Raw genomic sequence first — 18,088 nt, forward strand, 5'->3', positions numbered from 1 at the left:
TCCAATCCACACGTCGCTGCTTCATTTCGAAAGCCCTTTCTGGCAACAGAAAGGGCTTTTTGTTTTAAGCCGTAGCTCAACCTGCTCGGCGACGCGCTGCATTTTGGCTACCGGTGAAGCCAAAAAACACCGATAAGCCCTCCCCTATCTTAACCTTACCACGCGGCCTAATCGTAAGGAAAGCTGTTCCATTATCCCCGCGTGTATGTCTACTGCCGATACCTTGCTTGCTGCTGTTCCCCGTTCGCCTTCGGCTGGCATCAAGGCGCTGGCCCGGCTGGGCTTTGCGGCTATTGGGGTGGTGTATGTGCTCATGGGCGTGCTGGCCCTGCTGGCGGCCCTAAGCCGGGACCACGGCGTGCAGGCCGATAAAGAAGCAGCCGTGAAGCACCTGCAGGATTTGCCGGCCGGCAGCCTGCTGCTGGGGCTGATTGCCGTGGGGCTGCTGGGATACATCATCTGGCGCTTTACCCAGGCCATTCGCGACACTGAGGGCAAGGGCTCCGGCGCCAAAGGCTGGAGCTTCCGGCTGTGGTACATCTGCAGCGGGCTGTTCTACAGCGGCTTGGCGCTATACGCGGGCCGCCTGGCCCTGAGAGGCCACGCCGACGAAGGCGCCGACACCTCGAAATCATTGGCCGCCACCATCTTGGGCTGGCCCTCTGGCGACTGGCTCTTAATTTTCTTGGGCGTGGTGACCATCGGTATTGGCCTTTTCCAAGGGTACCGGGCCTACTCGCACAAGCTGCAATCTGACGTAGACGGCCAGGACCTGACCGCCGCCCAGCAGCGCCTTGTGTACCGGGCGGCCCAGGTGGGCGTCACGGCCCGGGGCGTGGTGGTGAGTCTCATCGGTTACTTCTTTGTGGAAGCCGGCTGGCAGTCGCGGGCGGCCGAAGCCGGCAGCACCAACGAGGCCTTGGGCCTGCTGGCCGGGATGGGGCCCCTGGTGCTGGGCGTGGTGGCCGCGGGCCTGGTACTGTACGGGCTCTACTCGCTGGTGCAGGCCCGCTACCCCATCCTGCGCGGCTTGTAGGCCCTACGCCACTGTCTCCTCGGCCACGTAGTCGGCCAGGTACTGGTAGCGTTCGGTGAGGTGGCCCCCTTTGGCAATGGTGGCGCGCGCAATCACCCCTTCGGCATCGTTGCCCAGCAGGTGGGGAAATACTTTATCCAGCAGCTGGCGGCCAAAGTCGCGGCTGGCGTTGCGGGGCAGCTCGCACGGCAGGTTGTCTACGGCCATCACCGTGATGTTTGTGGGCCGCGAGTAAGGCGGCTCCAGCTCCCCCGTTTGCGGGTTGTAGTCGAAGGCCGGGTCGGCAATGGTGCTGCTACGCTTGGTGGTGGGCACCGAGCCGTTGACGTCGCAGGTGACGTCGGCAATGGTGTTGATGCGGAAATCCGGGCGCCGGGTATCGGCTTCTTCAAACAGCCGGGGCGCGGCCGGGTGCCAGTACGCGCAGGCAATGAGCAAGTCGGTGACGGGCAGAAACGGCCCAAACGTAGACTCGTACTCCTGCGGGTTGGCGTGAAAGTCGGCGGTATCCCACACGCGGCCGTCGCGGCGGCGGTTGTAGTCGGAGCTGCGCAGCTGGGTGTACACCGGCTCCTTAAAATCCAGGTAGAGGTAATCGTACACGCTCACGCGCCGGATGCCCATGCGGTCGAGCACTTCCAACGCACCCTGCGCTACGCGCCCCGAGCCGGTCACGGCTATCTTGATGGGCGGCAGCTTTTTGACTTTGAAGAACTCCTCCTGCATGTCGTCCATGTCGAGGCATTCGTGCGCGGGTTTGAGCTCGTACAGGCCGTGCTTGCGGCCATACGTGAGCAGGCCGTTGTAGGCGCCCACAATGCCGGCGTAGCGCCCAAACGCCACAATGCGCTCGCCGCGGGCGTTGGTCAGCAGTTCGTAGTCGACCAGCGTAATTTCTTTCTTGAGCACCTCGCGCAGCAGGTTGCGGTTGGCGGGCTGCTTTTTCACGGTGTGCGAGAAAAAGAAGTACGTCTTGTGGGGAATGAGCTGGCTGACGGGCACTTCCTTCACGCCCATGAGCACATCGCAGCCCGAAATATCGTCGCGCACTTCTATTCCCAGGGCGCGGTACTCCTCGTCGCGGTAGCTGCGAAAGGGGCTGCTTTGCACTACAATGCGCAGGTCGGGAAAAGTGGCTTGGGCTTCCACGCACTTCTTGGGCGTGAGGGGCACGCGCTTGTCGTGCGGGGTTTTACCCTCGCAGATGAGGCCGATGGTTAAGGACATGGGATACGATGGGAAGTGACGAATGAGGAAGGCAGAATGACGGAGCGGAACTCTTCATTCCCCATTCGTCATTCCTCATTGCTAATGGGGTGGCCGGTCAAAATTACGGTTTTGATGGCAGTCCGCCGGGCCATTTCGAGCTTACCTTTGTTAAGGAATCTGAACCTGAACCTTACTACGTCAAAACCGCTTCCTTCTCACTATTTCCCGCCTTTATGACGCTGAAACCTCAGCCCGCCGACGTTTTTGAAGACCGCCACAACGCGCCCGGCGCCGACGAGCAGGCCGCCATGCTCCGCACCATTGGCGTGGAAAGCATTGAGCAGCTCATCAACGAAACCGTGCCGCCCGCCATTCGCCTGAAGCAGCCGCTGGACTTGCCCGCCGCCCTGAGCGAGCGCGCCTTCCTGGCCAAGTTCAAGCAGATTGCCGGCCAGAACCAGGTGTTCAAAAGCTACATCGGCCTGGGCTACCACGACACCACCCTGCCCCCGGTTATTCAGCGCAACATTCTGGAAAACCCGGGCTGGTACACCGCCTACACGCCTTACCAGGCCGAGATTGCCCAGGGCCGCCTCGAAGCCCTCATCAACTACCAGACCATGGTAATTGACCTGACCGGCCTCGAAATTGCCAACGCCAGCTTGCTCGACGAAGGCACCGCCGCCGCCGAGGCCATGCACATGCTGCACAGCCAGACCAAAAAGAAGGGCGCCAACCAATACTTTGTTTCCGAGCAGGTATTGCCTCAGACCATCGACTTGCTGCGCACCCGCGCCACGCCGGTGGGCATTGAGCTGGTAGTGGGCGACCACCGCCAGGTAAACTTGAGCAACGAAGGCTTCTTCGGCGCCATGGTGCAGTACCCCGCCGCCGATGGCGAGGTGTTTGACTACAAAGACTTTATCGACCAAGCCCGCGCCAACAACGTGTTTGTGGTAATGGCCGCCGACTTGCTGGCTCTCACGCTGCTCACTTCGCCCGGCGAGCTGGGCGCCGATGTGTGCGTTGGCAACTCGCAGCGTTTTGGCGTGCCCATGGGCTACGGCGGCCCGCATGCTGGCTTCTTCTCCTGCAAAGACCAGTTCAAGCGTGTGATTCCCGGCCGCCTCATCGGCCAGAGCATTGACGCCGCCGGCAACAAGGCCTACCGCATGGCCCTGCAAACCCGCGAGCAGCACATCCGCCGCGAAAAAGCCACCTCCAACATCTGCACCGCGCAGGTGCTGCTGAGCGTGCTGGCCGGCATGTACGCCGTGTACCACGGCCCGCAGCGCATCCAGCAGTTTGCCGTGAATACCCACAGCCTGGCCCAAACCCTAGCCACCGGCTTGAAAAAGCTGGGCGTGGAGCAAACCAACGAAAACTACTTCGATACGCTAAACCTGCGCCTGGAAAGCGCCGAGCTGCAGCAGTCGCTCCGCAAGGAGGCCGAAGCGGCCCGGCTCAACTTCCGCTACTTCGACGAAGTACGCGTGGGCATCTCGCTCAACCAGAACACCGAGCTGCACGACGTGGCCGACATTCTGGACGTGTTTGCCAAAGTACTGGGCAAGGAAGCCGACCAGCTGGTTGGGCTGCCCGACTCTCTAGAGCTGACCTGGCCCAAGAGCCTCGTGCGCACCAGCGAATACCTCACCCACCCCGTCTTCAACACGCACCACGCCGAGCACGAGCTGCTGCGCTACATGAAGCAGCTCGAGAACAAGGACTTGAGCCTCGCACACAGCATGATTCCGCTGGGTTCGTGCACCATGAAGCTGAACGCCACCGCCGAGATGATTCCGGTGACCTGGCCCGAAATCGGCCAGCTCCACCCCTTCGCGCCCTTGGACCAGACCAAAGGCTACCAGCAGATTTTCGCCGACCTGCAAACCTGGCTCTGTGAAATCACCGGCTTTGCCGCCGTCAGCCTGCAGCCCAACTCGGGTGCCCAGGGCGAGTACGCCGGCCTGCTGGCCATCCGCGGCTACCACGAAGCCCGCGGCGACCACCACCGCAACGTGTCCCTGATTCCGGCTTCGGCCCACGGCACCAACCCCGCTTCGGCCGTGATGGCCGGCATGGAAGTGGTGGTGGTGAAGAGCACCGAGGACGGCAACATCGACGTAGCCGACCTTAAGGAAAAAGCCGCCAAGTACGCCGACCGCCTCTCCTGCCTGATGGTGACCTACCCCAGCACGCACGGCGTGTACGAGGAAACCATCATCGACATCTGCGAGACCATTCACAGCCACGGCGGCCGCGTGTACATGGACGGCGCCAACATGAATGCCCAGGTGGGCTTGACCTCGCCCGCCAACATCGGCGCCGACGTCTGCCACCTCAACCTGCACAAGACCTTCTGCATTCCGCACGGCGGCGGTGGTCCTGGCGTAGGCCCCATCGGCGTGGTAGCTGACCTGGTTCCTTACCTGCCCGGCCACGCCGTGGTAGCGGTAGAAGGCCGCAGCAGCGGCTCGGTTTCGGCCGCGCCGTGGGGCTCGGCCAGCATCCTGCCTATCAGCTACGCCTACATCTCGATGATGGGCGGCGAGGGCCTGACCCGTGCCACGCAGATTGCCATTCTGAACGCCAACTACATCAAGGCCCGTCTGGAGGAGCACTATCCGGTGCTGTACTCGGGCAGCCACGGTCGTTGCGCCCACGAGATGATTCTGGAGTGCCGCCACTTCAAGAAGGCCGGCATCGAAGTAGAAGACATTGCCAAGCGCCTGATGGACTACGGCTTCCACGCACCCACCGTGAGCTTCCCCGTGGCCGGCACACTCATGATTGAGCCCACCGAAAGCGAAAGCAAGGACGAGCTGGACCGCTTCTGCGACGCCATGATTTCGATTCGCAAGGAAATTGCGGCCGTGGAGTCGGGCAAGGCCGATGCCAAGGACAACGTGCTGAAGCACGCGCCCCACACCGCCGCTTCGGTGCTCACCCACGAGTGGACCCGCCCCTACACCCGCGAGCAGGCCGTGTACCCCATGGAGTACGTGCGCGCCGCCAAGTTCTGGCCTAGCGTTAGCCGCATCGATTCGGCTTACGGCGACCGCAACCTGATTTGCAGCTGCACGCCGATTGAGCAGTATGTCGATAAGGAAGAGGATTTGGTACAAGCCGATAAAGGCCCGTCGTACTAGTCCACTAGTCGCTTGTCATTGCGAGCACAGCGAAGCAATCCTTCCTCTCATCGCGAATAATCCTTTCAATACAAAAAGCCCCGACTCTAGGCAGAGTCGGGGCTTTTTGTATTGAAAGGATTTGTCACAACTCAGGGCTGTTCACTGAGAACAGGACAGATTGCTTCGCTGTGCTCGCAATGACAGTAAGTAGCCTTACAAGGACGGGCTTGCGCTACTTGCTTCCCCGCTCGCCGAAGCAGCGGCGGTCCATGTACCCCATCCGGGTCTGGCCGTCCTTATCGAGCCGAACGCGTACAAAGTAGGCGTTGATGGTATCGGTTACCTGCACTTCGTTGCCAGCGGTGGTTTGGGCCAGTACGGTCGAGGTTTTGTTCATGCCATCGTACACGGGGCAGTCCACAATGGTATTGTGCGCGATGGGGGTATGGTTGGCAGCGGCGGTCTGCATTCGTTCGTCGCGGGTGGAAGAGCAAGCGGCCAGCAGGCCCGTAGCAGCCAGAAACAACAGGGCAGTACTTTTCATTAACGAAGCAAGAGCGTTGGGTGGAAATTCGAGGGTAAGGTAGGATAAAATCTGGTTATCTCAAGCTAACGTGGTGATACAAACCACAACAATGCGGGCAACTATATAGTGGTAAAAGTGGAACGCCATCGGCCTGTCCGCCGTTATACAGATGGCCTGAAAATTGCTTCAATTCTTCCCGAGATTCAGCACTTTGAGTCCTTCAATCAATCCGTCTTTCTTTCTGATTATGAACCGCATCACCCGTTTTCTGGCTCGTCCGGCTGCTTTGGCCGCGATGAGCTTTGTGCTGCTTTTGGGCAGCGGTTGCTCCACGGCTTCCCGCGTGGGCGTGACCAACGACTTTGACCACTCCGTCAACTTCCGGGCTTTCAAAACCTGGTCTTGGTACCCGCAGCAACCCACTGATACCGAAGGCGGCCCGGCCAAAGGCTATGAGTCCTTCCTCGACAAGCGCATGCGCGCCGCCGTGAAGGCCGAAATGACCCGCAAAGGCCTAACCGAAGTGGACAAAGCCCCCGATATCTACGTGGCCTACAGCGCTCGCGTGGAAGACAAACAGCAAGTATCGCCCTATTACAATGGCTTGGGCTATCCTTATGGCTATGGCTACGGGTACTACGGCCGCGGCATGCAGCCCATCACTCAGTACAAAGCCGGCACTGTGGTAATCGACATCATCGATGCCCGCCGCAAGGAGCTGGCCTGGCGTGGCACCGGCCAGGCTCAGGTCGACCAAAACACCATCAACGAGGTGGAGACCAATCGCATTGTCAACGGTATCCTGAGCACCTACCCTCCCCAGGACAACCAGGCTCGCCGTTAATCCCCGTTTAACCACAGGACGCAAAAAAGCCCTCTCCAGCAATGGAGAGGGCTTTTTTATTACCGCAAGCTGGCGGCGGGAATTAAGCTAAAATTGAGCTAAACCGGTACGTTCACGTGGCGCTCGGCGTGGTAGGAACTACGCACCAGCGGGCCGCTTTCCACGTATTTCAGGCCGCGCTTCAGGCCTTCTTCTTTGTAGTGGGCAAACTGGTCGGGGGTGATGAACTCGGCCACGTCCAGGTGACGCTTGGTGGGCTGCAGGTATTGGCCCAGGGTCAGGATGTCGAGGCCATTGGCCACGAGGTCGTCCATGGCCTGGTACAGTTCATCGGCCTTCTCGCCCAGGCCCAGCATGATGCCTGACTTGGTGCGGTGGCCGGCCAGCTTCGTGCGGCGGATTTGCTCCAGGCTGCGGTCGTAGCGGGCCTGGGGGCGCACGAGGCGGTAGAGGCTGCCCACGGTTTCGATGTTGTGCGAAATCACTTCCTGGCCGCCCGAAATCATCACGTCGAGGGCATCCCAGTTGGCTTTCACGTCCGGAATCAGGGTTTCGATGGTGGTGCCGGGGCTGAGCTGCTTGGTGAGCACCACGGTTTCGCGCCACACGCTGGCGCCGCGGTCCTTCAGTTCGTCGCGGTTCACGCTAGTAATCACGGCGTGCTTCACTTTCATGAGCTTGATGGCCTCGGCCACGCGGCGGGGCTCGTCGAGGTCGTATTCGGTGGGGCGGCCCGTGGCCACGGCGCAAAACGAGCACGAGCGGGTACAGATGTTGCCCAGAATCATGAACGTGGCCGTGCCGGCGCCCCAGCATTCGCCCATGTTGGGGCAGTTGCCGCTCTCGCAAATGGTGTGCAGCTTGTGCTCGTCTACCAGGCGGCGCACGGCGGCGTATTCTTCGCCCACAGGCAGCTTCACGCGCAGCCAATCGGGCTTGCGGGGGCGGGCAGGCGCAGCCGTTTCGGGCTGGATAACGGGCAAATCAATCATTTTATTAATGAAGAAGGAGGAATGAAGAAGGAGGAATTATCCTCGGCCCATTCGATACTAAGCACTAACAAATTTACGGTGCAATTGATGCGCCTTGTATATCCGGGGATGGCCCAGCCCAATTCTTCACTCCTAATTCTCCACTCTTCCTCAAGCGCAGCACTACGAGCGGTGCCCGAAATACAGCGTCAGGTACACCGACGGGAAGATTTGGCGGTTGAGCCCGTCCGTATCGGACAGGTTGCCGGGGCTGAGAATCAGCAGGCGCTTGGTGTAGCCTTCCACTAAAAAACCAACCTCCATGCCGGTCACGGCGTCGCGGTAGCGGCCGTACTCGAAGCTCAGGCCGGTGCGCAGGTGAAATCCCGGCACCACTTTGGTTTCGCCAATGCCGCTGAACAGGGGGCCCCGGTCCAGAATGGCGCCCGTGTCGGCGTGCTTCACGGGGTCGTACTGCTCGTTTACAATATCATCAGTCGACACGTTGATGACCCGGGTTTGCGTGGCCGTGCGGTCGAAGCTGATGTAATAAGGCATGAGCAGGCCGAAGGACGGGCCCGCACTTACCAAGCCGTTCACCTGCACGCCGGCGTCGGCGGCTTTGCGGAACAGGATGCGCTGCAGGCCCAGTGAGGGGCGCAGCACAAACGCGTAGTTGGTTTTGCGGTCGATGTAGCTGCCGCCGACGATGGTGTTGATGCGGTCTTCTTTGGCATTCTTGAGCATGACGCCCTCAATGCTCCAGAAGCGCAGCAGCCGGTCGTCGAGCACACGCGACGAGCGCAACGATACGCCGCCCAGCAGGCCACCCTGGGTATTGAAATTGACCCCGTACACGAATTCCTTCCGGTACGACTGCTCGTCGGATGGCGCGGCGGGCACCGGACCGGAGCGTACGGGCGCCTGCGCCTGAGCGGTGGCGGCCACCAGCAACCCAGTTGCCAGCAGGCCAAAATATCGAAAGGAAAGGGGAAGCATAATCAACCGAAAGTAGGCCCTATCAGGCACCGCAGGCGCGGCGCATCAAGTAATACGTAAATTAGCTAACGAAGAAACAACTTTTTCAAGGTAACTCCCTGACTTAATGAACACCGACTTAATGAACACCGCCACTGCCCGCTACGCGGGCCAACTCCGTACCGAAGCCACCCACGTCGCTTCCGGCAACGTTATTCATACCGATGCGCCCACCGACAACCACGGCCGCGGCGAAGCCTTTTCGCCCACCGATTTGGTAAGCACCGCCCTTGGCTCGTGCATGATGACGATAATGGGCATTGTGGCCGACCGCCATAAGCTCAACTTAGTCGACAGCACCTTTGCCGTGGTGAAGCACATGAGCGCCGAAGCCCCCCGCCGCATCGTGCAAATCGACGTGACGTTTACCCTGCCCGCGGCACTGCAGCCGAATGACCGGGCCCTGCTGGAGCGCGCCGCCTACACCTGCCCCGTAACGCTGAGCCTGCATCCGGACATCCGGCAAAACGTGGTGTTTAATTACGAAGTGTAAAAGCTGAATGCGTGCGCGGTGGAGCGCTTGGATGCCGGCAAAAGCAAGTCGGCGCTCCACTGCTTCATGCAGTTACTGCCCTACAGCCGACTTCACGTCGCTGAGGCGAATGCCCATGTGGGAGGCATCGTAGCGGCACTCGCCGTCCTGAATAAGCAGCAGCTGAGGCGACTCGTGGCGAATGCCGAACTGCTCAGCAATCTGGGCCGAAAGCGGCCGGAAACGCAGCAAGTCGAGGTAGTAAATAGGCACGTTGGCAAGGCCGCTGTCGGCCCACTGGCGCTCAATTTTGCTTTTGGCCGCCGCGCTGATTGAGCAAGTGGTGCTGTGCTTAAAAATGAGCACCGGCTGCTCGTGCGAGGCCTGCGCCAGGTCGGTTATCTGTTCGGGTTGGGTAAGGGGAAGCCAGGGCGTGGACATAAGAGCAACTAGTGGATGGAAAATGAGGAGGTACGCTTTGCAGGGCAATACGCAAGTTGGTACCGCGACGGTAGTACAACAATGCTATAACACATGATACCCCGGAAGTCATTCAAAAAATATAGCTCAACTTCCGCCGCGACGCATTATTCCTTCTTTTTGCGGCGCAAAGGCTGAAAACCGGGCGCCTTTGCTCTCGCAGGGGCTACTCTTCGGTACTCCAGCTCGTCGCTGCCTTCGGGCATGGGCTGGGTGCTTTGGCCCCGCTTGAGCCGGGCGGCGGTCACGCCTAAGTGGCTGTCTTTGTAGGGAGAGGCGGTGTGCTTGGCATCGCGCAGGGCGCGGCGGTTGGCCGCTTTTACTTGCGACGGCTTCTCATGCACTATCTGGGCCTGGGCTACCTGGGAGCTCCACATCAGCCCAACGACGACCAGCAGCATTAACACCCTTGCCTTACGGCTTGACCACGGGCGCAGCACCTGGAGCAGTTGCGGGAGCAACTGCAGGGGTAGGCGCAGGAGCCGCTGCGGGCGCAGGCGCGACGTTCGGAGCGGGGTCTTCGGCAGGGGCCGGGACTGCAGGCCGGTGGTCGGGGCTGTAGTTGGGTTTGTCATGGAGCTTGAATTTGAAGAAGTTGCGAATCGACTGCAAAGGCCGGAAGGGCTTGCGGGCGGGCTTGTGAATGCGCCGCCGCATCAGCTTGGGCTTTTTCATCAGCCCGTTTTTGTCGTACCGCACGGTGGAGTGCTCCGGGAGCGTGCGGGTTTCGGTGCTGGCACTGGCCGTGGGGCCCGGCACGGTGCCCCCGGTGGGGGTAGAAACATCGGTAGCGGCTTCTTCCACGTCGGTGCCGTCCTCGTTTTTGGCGTTGGTTTTCTTGCCGTGGGTGAACGACAAAAACGACCGTTTGCTCTTTTTGGCTTTTTGCTGGGCCTTGAATTCCGGCGACGGCTTCGGCGTAGGGAGGCGGTAGGGATGGAAAACTTTGTGGTACACGCTGCAGCTGCTCAACAGCGCCACCAAAAAACAGTAGAAGAATGTTTTCACTAGGGACAGGGATAAGCTAAAATCGGGCTTGAAGATACGCACCGCGCTCTGGAAGGTGAACCGTGAGGCCAGGGCCCCGACCCTATCCGAAAAGTGCTGCTCAACCTGCAGTGCCAAGCCGGTTTCGGGCAGGTCATACTAGATTTTAAGTACACCTTTTTGGCATTTTTGGCCAGTGTCTATTTTCTCCTAAAGGTCGACAGTGAGTAGTTAAGACACTTAATTCAAAGATAATTAAAGGCGGAAATATTTTTTCGGAAGAGTATTTTCAGGAAGCCATGAGCAAGAATAGCAATGTTAAAACCGATAACCCCTCAAATAAGCTCGTCGTATCGGCTCAACATTCTTTCTTCCTTTCATCCACATTTCCTACCCGAAAAACCATGAAGAAACTAGCCATTCTCCCCGCATTTTTAGTGCTGCTGGCCGGTGCATCCAGCTGCGAAAAGAACCAAGTTGAGCCAACTCAGCCCACCATTTCGGCCGCCGATGCCACGCTTGATGCCCTGACCCAAGGCAAAACGGTAACGTCTACCAATACCGGTACCTACCCCTACACCTATCAGGTAGTTGAGAATGGGATTACCGTTACTAAAAATGCAACCGGTACGTTTACCTCGGCGCTGCGCATCACCAGCTTTGAGGTAAGAAACGGGGTGATAACTGCCATTGGCACGCTGAGCGCCACGCCAACTTCGGGCCCGGCTTCGGCCTACGGGCCAGTGGCCGTGGCCATTCCGCTGTCGCTGGCGCAGATTAGCAGCTCCTGCTCGGGGGCTCAAGTCAACTACGGTACGCAAACGGTGAGCCTGAACGGCACGACCCAAAGCGTGAACCCGGTGCTGAGCGTGTCGCCGTCGCAGTCTGACAAAAACCTGCTCGGCAACCTAGTGTGTTCGCTCGGCAAGATTCTGGGCAACCCCTCGCCCTCGGATACCGGCGGCGTAGTGAGCCACCTGAACAAAATCATCAGCATCATTGGCTCGTAATCCGGCCGCTGATAACTGCTGAAAAAAAAGAGGCGCCGCTACCGGCGCCTCTTTTTTATGCTTAGTAGCTGCGCAGGGCCTCTACTTGCTCGCGCAGCCGCTGCAGCGGCAGAAACGCCGCCTCGAGCGGGGGCGCAAACGGAATGGCGGTATCGAGCGAGGCCACGCGGCGCACCGGCGCGTCGAGGTGCTCAAAGCAGTTTTCGCCAATCCAGGCCGCGATTTCGCCGCCGATGCCGCCGGTCAGGGTGTCTTCGTGCAGCACCAGCACGCGGCCGTTTTTCTCTACGGTTTGGCGCACGGCCTCCTGGTCCCAGGGCAGCAGAGTGCGCAGGTCGAGGATATCGGCCGATACGTTGAGCTCTTCGCACACCTGCAGAGCCCAGCGCACGCCCATGCCGTAGGTAATGATGCTCAATTCGTTGCCTTCGGCGGCCAGCGCGGCCTTGCCGATGGGCGTGGTGTAGTAGGCCTCGGGCACGGGGCCGGAGAGGCTGCGGTAGAGCATCTTGTGCTCGAAGTACATCACCGGGTTGGGGTCTTCGAAAGCGGCGCAGAGCAGGCCCTTGGCGTCGTGCGGGTTGCTAGGGTACACCACCTTCAGGCCGGGCACGTGCGTAAACCACGCCTCGTTGCTCTGGCTGTGGAAGGGGCCGGCGGCGCTGCCGGCGCCGGTGGGCATGCGCACCACCACGTCGGCGTTTTGGCCCCAGCGGTAGTGGCTTTTGGCGAGGTTGTTTACAATCTGGTTGAAGCCACAGGTCACGAAGTCGGCAAACTGCATTTCCACCATGCTTTTCTTGCCCTTGATGCTCAGGCCCAGCCCTGCGCCCACAATGGCCGACTCGCACAAGGGCGTGTTGCGCACCCGCGCCTTGCCAAACTCGGCCACGAAGCCTTCGGTTATCTTGAAGACGCCGCCGTAGTCGGCAATGTCCTGACCCATCAGCACGAGGTCGGGGTAGCGCTGCATGCTCTGGCGCAGCCCCTCCTGAATGGCATCGACAAAGCGCAGCTCCCTTGTGGGTAATGAGGAATTATTGGGGGAGTCGTTTTTCAATTCCTCATTCTTCATTCTTAATTCTTCATTAAGCGAAGCGTCCGGCGTGAAGGGCTGGTACATGTCGGCGATTTCCTCCTGCACGTCGGCGGTGGGCATTGGCACGGCATCGGCTTCCTGCAAGCCGGCTTCGATAGCCGCCTTGATGGTTTCGCGGATGTTGTGCTTGGCCGTTTCCGTGAGGATGCCTTCCTGGATAAGCCACTTCTCGTAGTTTTCCACCGGGTCTTTGGCAGCCCACTCTTCCATCAGGGACTGGGGCACGTACTTGGTGCCGCTGGCTTCTTCGTGGCCGCGCATCCGGAAGGTGAGGGCTTCGATGAGCACGGGGCGCGGGTTTTGGCGCAGGTCCTCGGCCAGGCGCTTCACGGTGCTGTACACTTCCAGCACGTTGTTGCCGTCTACCTGCACGGCGTCCATGCCGTAGGCCGGGCCTTTGTCGACGAACGACTTAAAGCGAAACTGCTCGTTGCTGGGCGTGCTCAGGCCGTAGCCGTTGTTTTCAATCATGAAGATGACCGGCAGCTGCCACACAGCGGCCACGTTCAGGGCCTCGTGGAAGTCGCCTTCGCTGGCGCCGCCGTCGCCGCTGTAGGTCAGGGTCACTTTGGGCTTTTGGTCGAGCACGTCGGCCAGGGCAATGCCATCGGCTACGGCCAGTTGCGGGCCCAGGTGCGAAATCATGCCCACGATGTGGTGCTCGTTGCTGCCGAAGTGGAAGCTGCGGTCGCGGCCCTTGGTGAAGCCCGTGCGCTTGCCCTGCCACTGCGCAAACAGGCGCCCCAGCGGCACATTGCGCCCCGTAAATACGCCCAAGTTGCGGTGCAGCGGCAGAATGTACTCGTCAGGCTCCAGCGCCAGCGTGCTGCCCACCGAGATGGCTTCCTGCCCAATGCCCGAGAACCACTTGCTCACCTTGCCCTGGCGCAGCAGAATCAGCATTTTTTCCTCAATCAGCCGCGGGCGCAGCAGGTGCTGGTAGAGGTGCAGCAGGGTTTCGTTGGAATGGTCGAGGCGGTCGAACCGGAGCGCCGTGGCAGCGAGGGTCATCATGGGCGGGAAGAGAACAACAGGAGTCCGGCAAAGGTAGCAGGAGAGGCGGCGCCTATATTTGATTCTGGCTCAATTACCACTACCAAACTCATGCGCCTGTTGCTACTCACTGCTTTCGGCATGCTGGCCTACCACGAGGCCACGGCCCAGACCCGAGCCACGGGCGCCGACTCCGTCTCGCAATGGGGCTGGAGCATCCGCGTGGGCCTGGGCGCGGCCACGAGCCAGCACGGCGACTACCGGCGCGAGTACAGTGAAGTGGCAGCCGGGCCCCTGGTGGGCGTTGGGGCCACGCGCTACTTTGCCGGGCCGTTGGTCAGCCTCGCGGCCGAAGCGCTGCTGACCCGTTGCGCGGTGGTGGTTGACTTTCGGCAGCAAGATATTACTGCTTACACTTACCACCCAGCCCAGACGCTGCACCAATGGCGGCTTTTTACGCCCGTTTATGTGCGCACTTCCTCACCGGCCAAGGGGTTGCACCTGCTGGTCGGCGCTGGGCCCACCTTCGCGCTGGGCCACTCCGGCCACGACGCGGCCTACTACCCGCGCCCGGTAGAGCTCACGGGAATGGTGGGCCTTGAGGTACGCGTGCTACCGTGGCACCGCTACGAAACCACACTGGGCCTGCGCGTGCACGCGCCGCTCACCCCAAGCTATGCCTACGGCTACCTGGGCATCTATAACAACCCGAGCGGGGGAGTAACTACGCACGAAGCTCGCCACGACGTATACAGCCGCTGGCTGGGCGTCACGCTGGCCACCACGCTCTACCCAGCTGCTACCCGCAAGCCCTAAGCAGCCGGCGCCTAGGGGTTGAGCTGAATATCGAACCGCCCTTCGGTTATCCGCACTTCGGCCGGCAAGTCGGCAGACCGCGGGGCCACCGGGCTGGGTATGGCCCGCAGCTCGAAGCGGCCAGCTACAAAGGGATGCGCACCCGTGGTGTCAAGCCGTGTAATGATGAGGGTACCGGCCTGGGGCTCAGTGGCCACGTATTCCACGAGGCCGTTGGTGGTTTTCAGTTGCACCTGGCGGCCGGGCTGCGCCTGGCTCAACTCGTACACGCCGGGCCCGGTCACCTGGCCCACCACAAAATGGAAGTTGCTAATGGGACCGTCTACCTGCAGGCGCCGGAACGCATCGAGCTGCAGCTCGCCCCCATGGTAGCGGACCGTGGGCGTAATCACCTTGCCGACCAGCGTGCGGGTGTTGTTCGCCTCCCACACCTGCCCATTCACGAGGCACCCGAAGGTATTGGCCCCGACCTGGGTGGCGGCGGGCAGCTGCACCGGCTGCGGTTGCGGATAAAGCTTATCCAGCGAGTCTTCGCAGCTCATTAGCAGCGGCAGGAGCAGCAGCGTCGGCAAGCGCTTACACAAAGTGGCAACAGGTAAAAGAGTTGGCATAAGCTGATTGATTAGAAACGCAATACGGCTGGTGGCGAAAGTAGGCATTAGGACCATAGGTTTCGTGAGCGGCAGTGCCACGCCGACCTCGCCCCTTCGGCTCCATTTTATGCTGGGCTGCTGCCACGTTGTGCTGGATGCAAAACCGAGGCATTCGGCCTCTACCTTCGCAGCTACATTCTTGCATTTTTATGCCCAAATTTCTACCAACTGGCTTCTTGCTTTTCGGCGCTTTCATCGCCCGAGCCCAACAAGTTGACACCCTAGCTTCCGTAACCCCTGACAGCCTTGCTGGCCCCCTACCCGCGCGCATCATCAGCTCCAGCGGCATCGCTAGCGCGGCCACGGCCCCGTTGCCGTATTACACCACCGTCCAGCCCCTGCTTTCCCGCGTGGCCGGGGTGCAGGTGACGCCCTATTCCGGAGCGCCGGGCGCCGGGGCCGTGGTGCGCCTTCGCGGCGCGGCCAGCCTCGATAGCAACGTGCAGCCGCTGTATGTGGTCGACGACGTACCCGTATTTCAGTACCGTTTCGGCAGCCAGGACCCTTACCATACTCCTTCTTTCCAAAGCTCCTTCACGAACCCCGACGCCAGTACCAACCCGCTGCTGAGCATTGCCCCGGAAGATATTGAGCAAGTGGAAGTGCTGAAAGGGGCTTTCGAAACAGCTCAGTACGGCTTCCTAGGCCAAAATGGTGTCATCCGCATCCGCACCCGGCGGGGAGTGGGCGGGCAGGCGGTGCGCGTACAGTACACCGGCCTGGGCGGCGTGCAAACGGCCCGGCGGCGCTACGACCTGCTCGGCGCCCGCGAAGCAGCTGAACTGGCCAACGAGGCCGACCGCAACAACGGCTACTCGCCCGAGTACACCCCCAACCAGATAGCGGGCTTCGGGGCAGGCACCGACTGGCAGGCGGAAGTGCTGCGCACCGCCGCCCTCCAGGAGCATCACCTCAGCCTGAGCGGCGGCACAGCCTTCGGGACCCGCTACTATGCGGCCCTTGACTACCTCGGCCAGCAGGGCATTGTGCTTAATACCAACCTGCACCGCTACGGCCTGCGCCTCAACCTGGACCAAAATGTGGGCCTGCACCTGCGCCTGAGCGGCGGCCTGAGCTACGGCCAAGCGGAAGAGCGCCGCCCCGATGGCAACTTGTTTCGTCAGACGCTACGCTACCTGCCCACTGTGCCGGTGTATGCGTCCAATGGCAACTACGCAGCCGACTACAGCGCGCCCAACCCGGTGCAACTAGCCCAACAAAACCGGAGCACGGCGCGCAACCGCCGCCTGCTGGCCCACGCCGAGCTGCGCTACGAGGTAGTTACTGGGCTCACGCTGGACCTGCGCGCCGCCTTGGAGCGCGACTCCCTGAACGGGTACGACTACCAGGGCCCAATGAATGATTTCGCACCGCGCGACGGCTTTCAGACGGGAATTCGCAGCGCCTTCTACCAGCAGCTAACGCTTAATCCTGCCTTGCGCTTTGCGCGCACGCTGGCCGGCCGCCACACGCTTACCGCCTCGGTAGAAGCCACTTCCTGGAAACACCGCAAGTCGCAGTCGTTTGAAGAATACTCGGTGCCCCTGCCTCCCTACAACCTGCCACCGCGAGGCGGCTCCAGCAGCCGGGCCACCAATACGTACGACCAACTAGGCTATCAGGCCACGGCTGGCTACGCCTACGGCGGGCGGTATGCCTTGCAAGGCAGCTTGAGGGCCGACCTTTCCAGCCGGATGCCCGAAGCTGAGCGCCAGCAGTGGTTGCCCGCGGTGCAGGCTACCTGGCACGCCGCCCAGGAAGCCTGGCTCAAGGACCGCACGCGCATTGGCACGCTGGACTTGTGGGCGGGCTGGGGCCAAACGAGCAATCGGGGCAACTTAGCCGGAGACCACGGCTTTGGATTTCAGGCAGGCAACACCTCCTTTTTTCAGTTTTTGGATGAGATGACTACCCAGGCCGATGCCGGACTGCGGCTGGCCCTCTGGCACGACCGCCTGGCCCTGACGGCTGCTGCGTACCAACGCGACACCCGCGCCAACAACATATATGTCGGCCATTTCGATACCCCGGAACCGGCACACCTCACCAACCGCGGCGTTGAGCTAACCCTAACCGGCAACTGGCAGCGGGGCCGTCTGCAGGGCAGCTCAAGCCTCGCCGTTTCCTTCAACCGCAACCGCTACGACAAGCCCGCCGGCTCTATGGTACTTGACTACCGGCCCGCCCCCTACTATTTTGTGATGAGGTCCGGCCAGCCGCTGGCCAGCTTTATAGGGTACCGCTACCTGGGTGTCGACGCAGCCGGCCGGCCGCAGTTTGAGGGAGGAGCCAGTGGCGGCCCAACGCAGCAGATATTGGGCAACGGCCTGCCGCAACAGTTGCTCAACTTCACCCAAGAGCTGCACTACGACCGCTACGGCCTATCGGCGCAAGTAGACGGCCTGTTTGGCTACCAAGTCTTCGACCCGAACCTCTCGCTGCTGGACCTGCCATACGGCGGTTTTAATGCCACCACCCGGGTGCGTGACCGCTGGACCCCGACCAACCCCACCACCGACGTGCCCCGTGCCGGCACCGCCACCGCCACCGCAGGATTCAGTGGCCCCAATACCTACACCCTGCAATCGGGCAACCACGTGCGCCTGAGCAGCATGGTGCTCACGGCCGAGGTATGGCGCCGGGGCCCGCACTCCGCATCCGTCTTTCTAAGCGGAACCAACCTGCTCGTTATTTCAGCCTACCGCGGCTTCGACCCCAATGTAAGCGCCGCCGAGGCCGACCCCAAGCAGGCCGGGCTCGACCAGGCTGCCTACCCCACCCCGCGCACCGTGGCGCTGGGCGTGCGGGCCTCCTTCTAGC

The 18,088-nt window shown here is 61.1% G+C and carries 16 protein-coding genes; 7 read left to right on the top strand and 9 right to left on the bottom strand.

Going from position 1 to position 18,088, the window contains the following annotated elements:
* Window positions 1-205: 205 nt before the first annotated feature.
* A complete protein-coding gene (locus LJ738_RS02055) occupies window positions 206-1,036 on the top strand; it encodes a DUF1206 domain-containing protein (RefSeq protein ID WP_227784666.1) in 831 nt (276 codons plus the stop codon).
* Window positions 1,037-1,039: 3 nt separating this feature from the next.
* Here LJ738_RS02055 and LJ738_RS02060 read toward each other — a convergent pair whose 3' ends face one another.
* Entirely contained in the window at window positions 1,040-2,263 is a 1,224-nt protein-coding gene (locus LJ738_RS02060) for an NAD(P)-dependent oxidoreductase (protein ID WP_227784667.1), read from the bottom strand.
* Window positions 2,264-2,478: 215 nt separating this feature from the next.
* Between LJ738_RS02060 and gcvP the strand changes: the two genes are divergently transcribed.
* Window positions 2,479-5,397: an aminomethyl-transferring glycine dehydrogenase gene (gcvP, locus tag LJ738_RS02065; protein WP_227784668.1), complete on the top strand. Its 2,919-nt coding sequence runs from the start codon at window positions 2,479-2,481 to the stop codon at window positions 5,395-5,397.
* A 214-nt stretch (window positions 5,398-5,611) separates the two neighbouring features.
* Here the strand turns inward: gcvP and LJ738_RS02070 are convergent, their stop codons facing one another.
* Complete coding sequence (locus LJ738_RS02070) at window positions 5,612-5,923, bottom strand: hypothetical protein (RefSeq protein WP_068191106.1); 312 nt, start codon at window positions 5,921-5,923, stop codon at window positions 5,612-5,614.
* Between the two features lie 229 nt (window positions 5,924-6,152).
* Between LJ738_RS02070 and LJ738_RS02075 the strand changes: the two genes are divergently transcribed.
* Window positions 6,153-6,749 (top strand): DUF4136 domain-containing protein, encoded by a 597-nt coding sequence (locus LJ738_RS02075; RefSeq protein ID WP_227784669.1) that lies wholly within the window; start codon window positions 6,153-6,155, stop codon window positions 6,747-6,749.
* A gap of 98 nt (window positions 6,750-6,847) precedes the next feature.
* On the opposite strand, the gene lipA is transcribed toward LJ738_RS02075, so the two are convergent.
* Both lipA and LJ738_RS02085 read right to left on the bottom strand, forming a co-directional pair.
* A complete protein-coding gene (gene lipA / locus LJ738_RS02080) occupies window positions 6,848-7,741 on the bottom strand; it encodes a lipoyl synthase (protein ID WP_227784670.1) in 894 nt (297 codons plus the stop codon).
* A 162-nt stretch (window positions 7,742-7,903) separates the two neighbouring features.
* Window positions 7,904-8,719: a hypothetical protein gene (locus LJ738_RS02085; RefSeq protein ID WP_227784671.1), complete on the bottom strand. Its 816-nt coding sequence runs from the start codon at window positions 8,717-8,719 to the stop codon at window positions 7,904-7,906.
* 106 nt (window positions 8,720-8,825) lie between these two features.
* On the opposite strand from LJ738_RS02085, the gene LJ738_RS02090 reads away from it, so the two are divergent.
* Complete coding sequence (locus LJ738_RS02090) at window positions 8,826-9,251, top strand: OsmC family protein (RefSeq protein ID WP_227784672.1); 426 nt, start codon at window positions 8,826-8,828, stop codon at window positions 9,249-9,251.
* 72 nt (window positions 9,252-9,323) lie between these two features.
* Here the strand turns inward: LJ738_RS02090 and ytxJ are convergent, their stop codons facing one another.
* From ytxJ to LJ738_RS02105, 3 genes are all read right to left on the bottom strand, one after another.
* On the bottom strand, window positions 9,324-9,671 hold the full coding sequence (gene ytxJ / locus LJ738_RS02095) for a bacillithiol system redox-active protein YtxJ (protein ID WP_068191095.1): 348 nt from the start codon (window positions 9,669-9,671) through the stop codon (window positions 9,324-9,326).
* A gap of 146 nt (window positions 9,672-9,817) precedes the next feature.
* Entirely contained in the window at window positions 9,818-10,111 is a 294-nt protein-coding gene (locus LJ738_RS02100) for a hypothetical protein (RefSeq protein ID WP_227784673.1), read from the bottom strand.
* A gap of 13 nt (window positions 10,112-10,124) precedes the next feature.
* Entirely contained in the window at window positions 10,125-10,718 is a 594-nt protein-coding gene (locus LJ738_RS02105; protein WP_227784674.1) for a hypothetical protein, read from the bottom strand.
* 383 nt (window positions 10,719-11,101) lie between these two features.
* Between LJ738_RS02105 and LJ738_RS02110 the strand changes: the two genes are divergently transcribed.
* Window positions 11,102-11,707: a hypothetical protein gene (locus tag LJ738_RS02110; protein WP_227784675.1), complete on the top strand. Its 606-nt coding sequence runs from the start codon at window positions 11,102-11,104 to the stop codon at window positions 11,705-11,707.
* A 61-nt stretch (window positions 11,708-11,768) separates the two neighbouring features.
* On the opposite strand, the gene LJ738_RS02115 is transcribed toward LJ738_RS02110, so the two are convergent.
* Complete coding sequence (locus LJ738_RS02115; RefSeq protein ID WP_227784676.1) at window positions 11,769-13,820, bottom strand: alpha-ketoacid dehydrogenase subunit alpha/beta; 2,052 nt, start codon at window positions 13,818-13,820, stop codon at window positions 11,769-11,771.
* A gap of 90 nt (window positions 13,821-13,910) precedes the next feature.
* Here LJ738_RS02115 and LJ738_RS02120 point away from each other — a divergent pair, with 90 nt between their 5' ends.
* A complete protein-coding gene (locus LJ738_RS02120; RefSeq protein WP_227784677.1) occupies window positions 13,911-14,615 on the top strand; it encodes a hypothetical protein in 705 nt (234 codons plus the stop codon).
* A gap of 11 nt (window positions 14,616-14,626) precedes the next feature.
* Here LJ738_RS02120 and LJ738_RS02125 read toward each other — a convergent pair whose 3' ends face one another.
* Window positions 14,627-15,199, bottom strand: a complete 573-nt coding sequence (locus LJ738_RS02125) for a Riean_0653 family protein (RefSeq protein ID WP_227784678.1) — start codon at window positions 15,197-15,199, stop codon at window positions 14,627-14,629.
* Window positions 15,200-15,417: 218 nt separating this feature from the next.
* Between LJ738_RS02125 and LJ738_RS02130 the strand changes: the two genes are divergently transcribed.
* Window positions 15,418-18,087 carry a SusC/RagA family TonB-linked outer membrane protein gene (locus tag LJ738_RS02130; protein ID WP_227784679.1) on the top strand — a complete coding sequence of 890 codons (2,670 nt, stop codon included), beginning with the start codon at window positions 15,418-15,420 and terminating at the stop codon, window positions 18,085-18,087.
* Window position 18,088 lies beyond the last annotated feature (1 nt).

Origin of the sequence: Hymenobacter plasmatis (assembly GCF_020711255.1) — a bacterium.
Lineage (GTDB): Bacteria > Bacteroidota > Bacteroidia > Cytophagales > Hymenobacteraceae > Hymenobacter.

Bases quoted from the DNA above. Each gene is read 5' to 3' on its own strand.
- LJ738_RS02075 (WP_227784669.1), top strand. From the start codon at position 6,153: ATGAACCGCATCACCCGTTTTCTGGCTCGTCCGGCTGCTTTGGCCGCG.
- LJ738_RS02090 (WP_227784672.1), top strand. From the start codon at position 8,826: ATGAACACCGACTTAATGAACACCGCCACTGCCCGCTACGCGGGCCAA.
- lipA (WP_227784670.1), bottom strand. From the start codon at position 7,741: ATGATTGATTTGCCCGTTATCCAGCCCGAAACGGCTGCGCCTGCCCGC.
- LJ738_RS02120 (WP_227784677.1), top strand. From the start codon at position 13,911: ATGCGCCTGTTGCTACTCACTGCTTTCGGCATGCTGGCCTACCACGAG.
- LJ738_RS02115 (WP_227784676.1), bottom strand. From the start codon at position 13,820: ATGATGACCCTCGCTGCCACGGCGCTCCGGTTCGACCGCCTCGACCAT.
- ytxJ (WP_068191095.1), bottom strand. From the start codon at position 9,671: ATGTCCACGCCCTGGCTTCCCCTTACCCAACCCGAACAGATAACCGAC.
- LJ738_RS02060 (WP_227784667.1), bottom strand. From the start codon at position 2,263: ATGTCCTTAACCATCGGCCTCATCTGCGAGGGTAAAACCCCGCACGAC.
- LJ738_RS02055 (WP_227784666.1), top strand. From the start codon at position 206: ATGTCTACTGCCGATACCTTGCTTGCTGCTGTTCCCCGTTCGCCTTCG.
- LJ738_RS02070 (WP_068191106.1), bottom strand. From the start codon at position 5,923: ATGAAAAGTACTGCCCTGTTGTTTCTGGCTGCTACGGGCCTGCTGGCC.
- gcvP (WP_227784668.1), top strand. From the start codon at position 2,479: ATGACGCTGAAACCTCAGCCCGCCGACGTTTTTGAAGACCGCCACAAC.
- LJ738_RS02130 (WP_227784679.1), top strand. From the start codon at position 15,418: ATGCCCAAATTTCTACCAACTGGCTTCTTGCTTTTCGGCGCTTTCATC.
- LJ738_RS02085 (WP_227784671.1), bottom strand. From the start codon at position 8,719: ATGCTTCCCCTTTCCTTTCGATATTTTGGCCTGCTGGCAACTGGGTTG.
- LJ738_RS02110 (WP_227784675.1), top strand. From the start codon at position 11,102: ATGAAGAAACTAGCCATTCTCCCCGCATTTTTAGTGCTGCTGGCCGGT.
- LJ738_RS02100 (WP_227784673.1), bottom strand. From the start codon at position 10,111: ATGCTGCTGGTCGTCGTTGGGCTGATGTGGAGCTCCCAGGTAGCCCAG.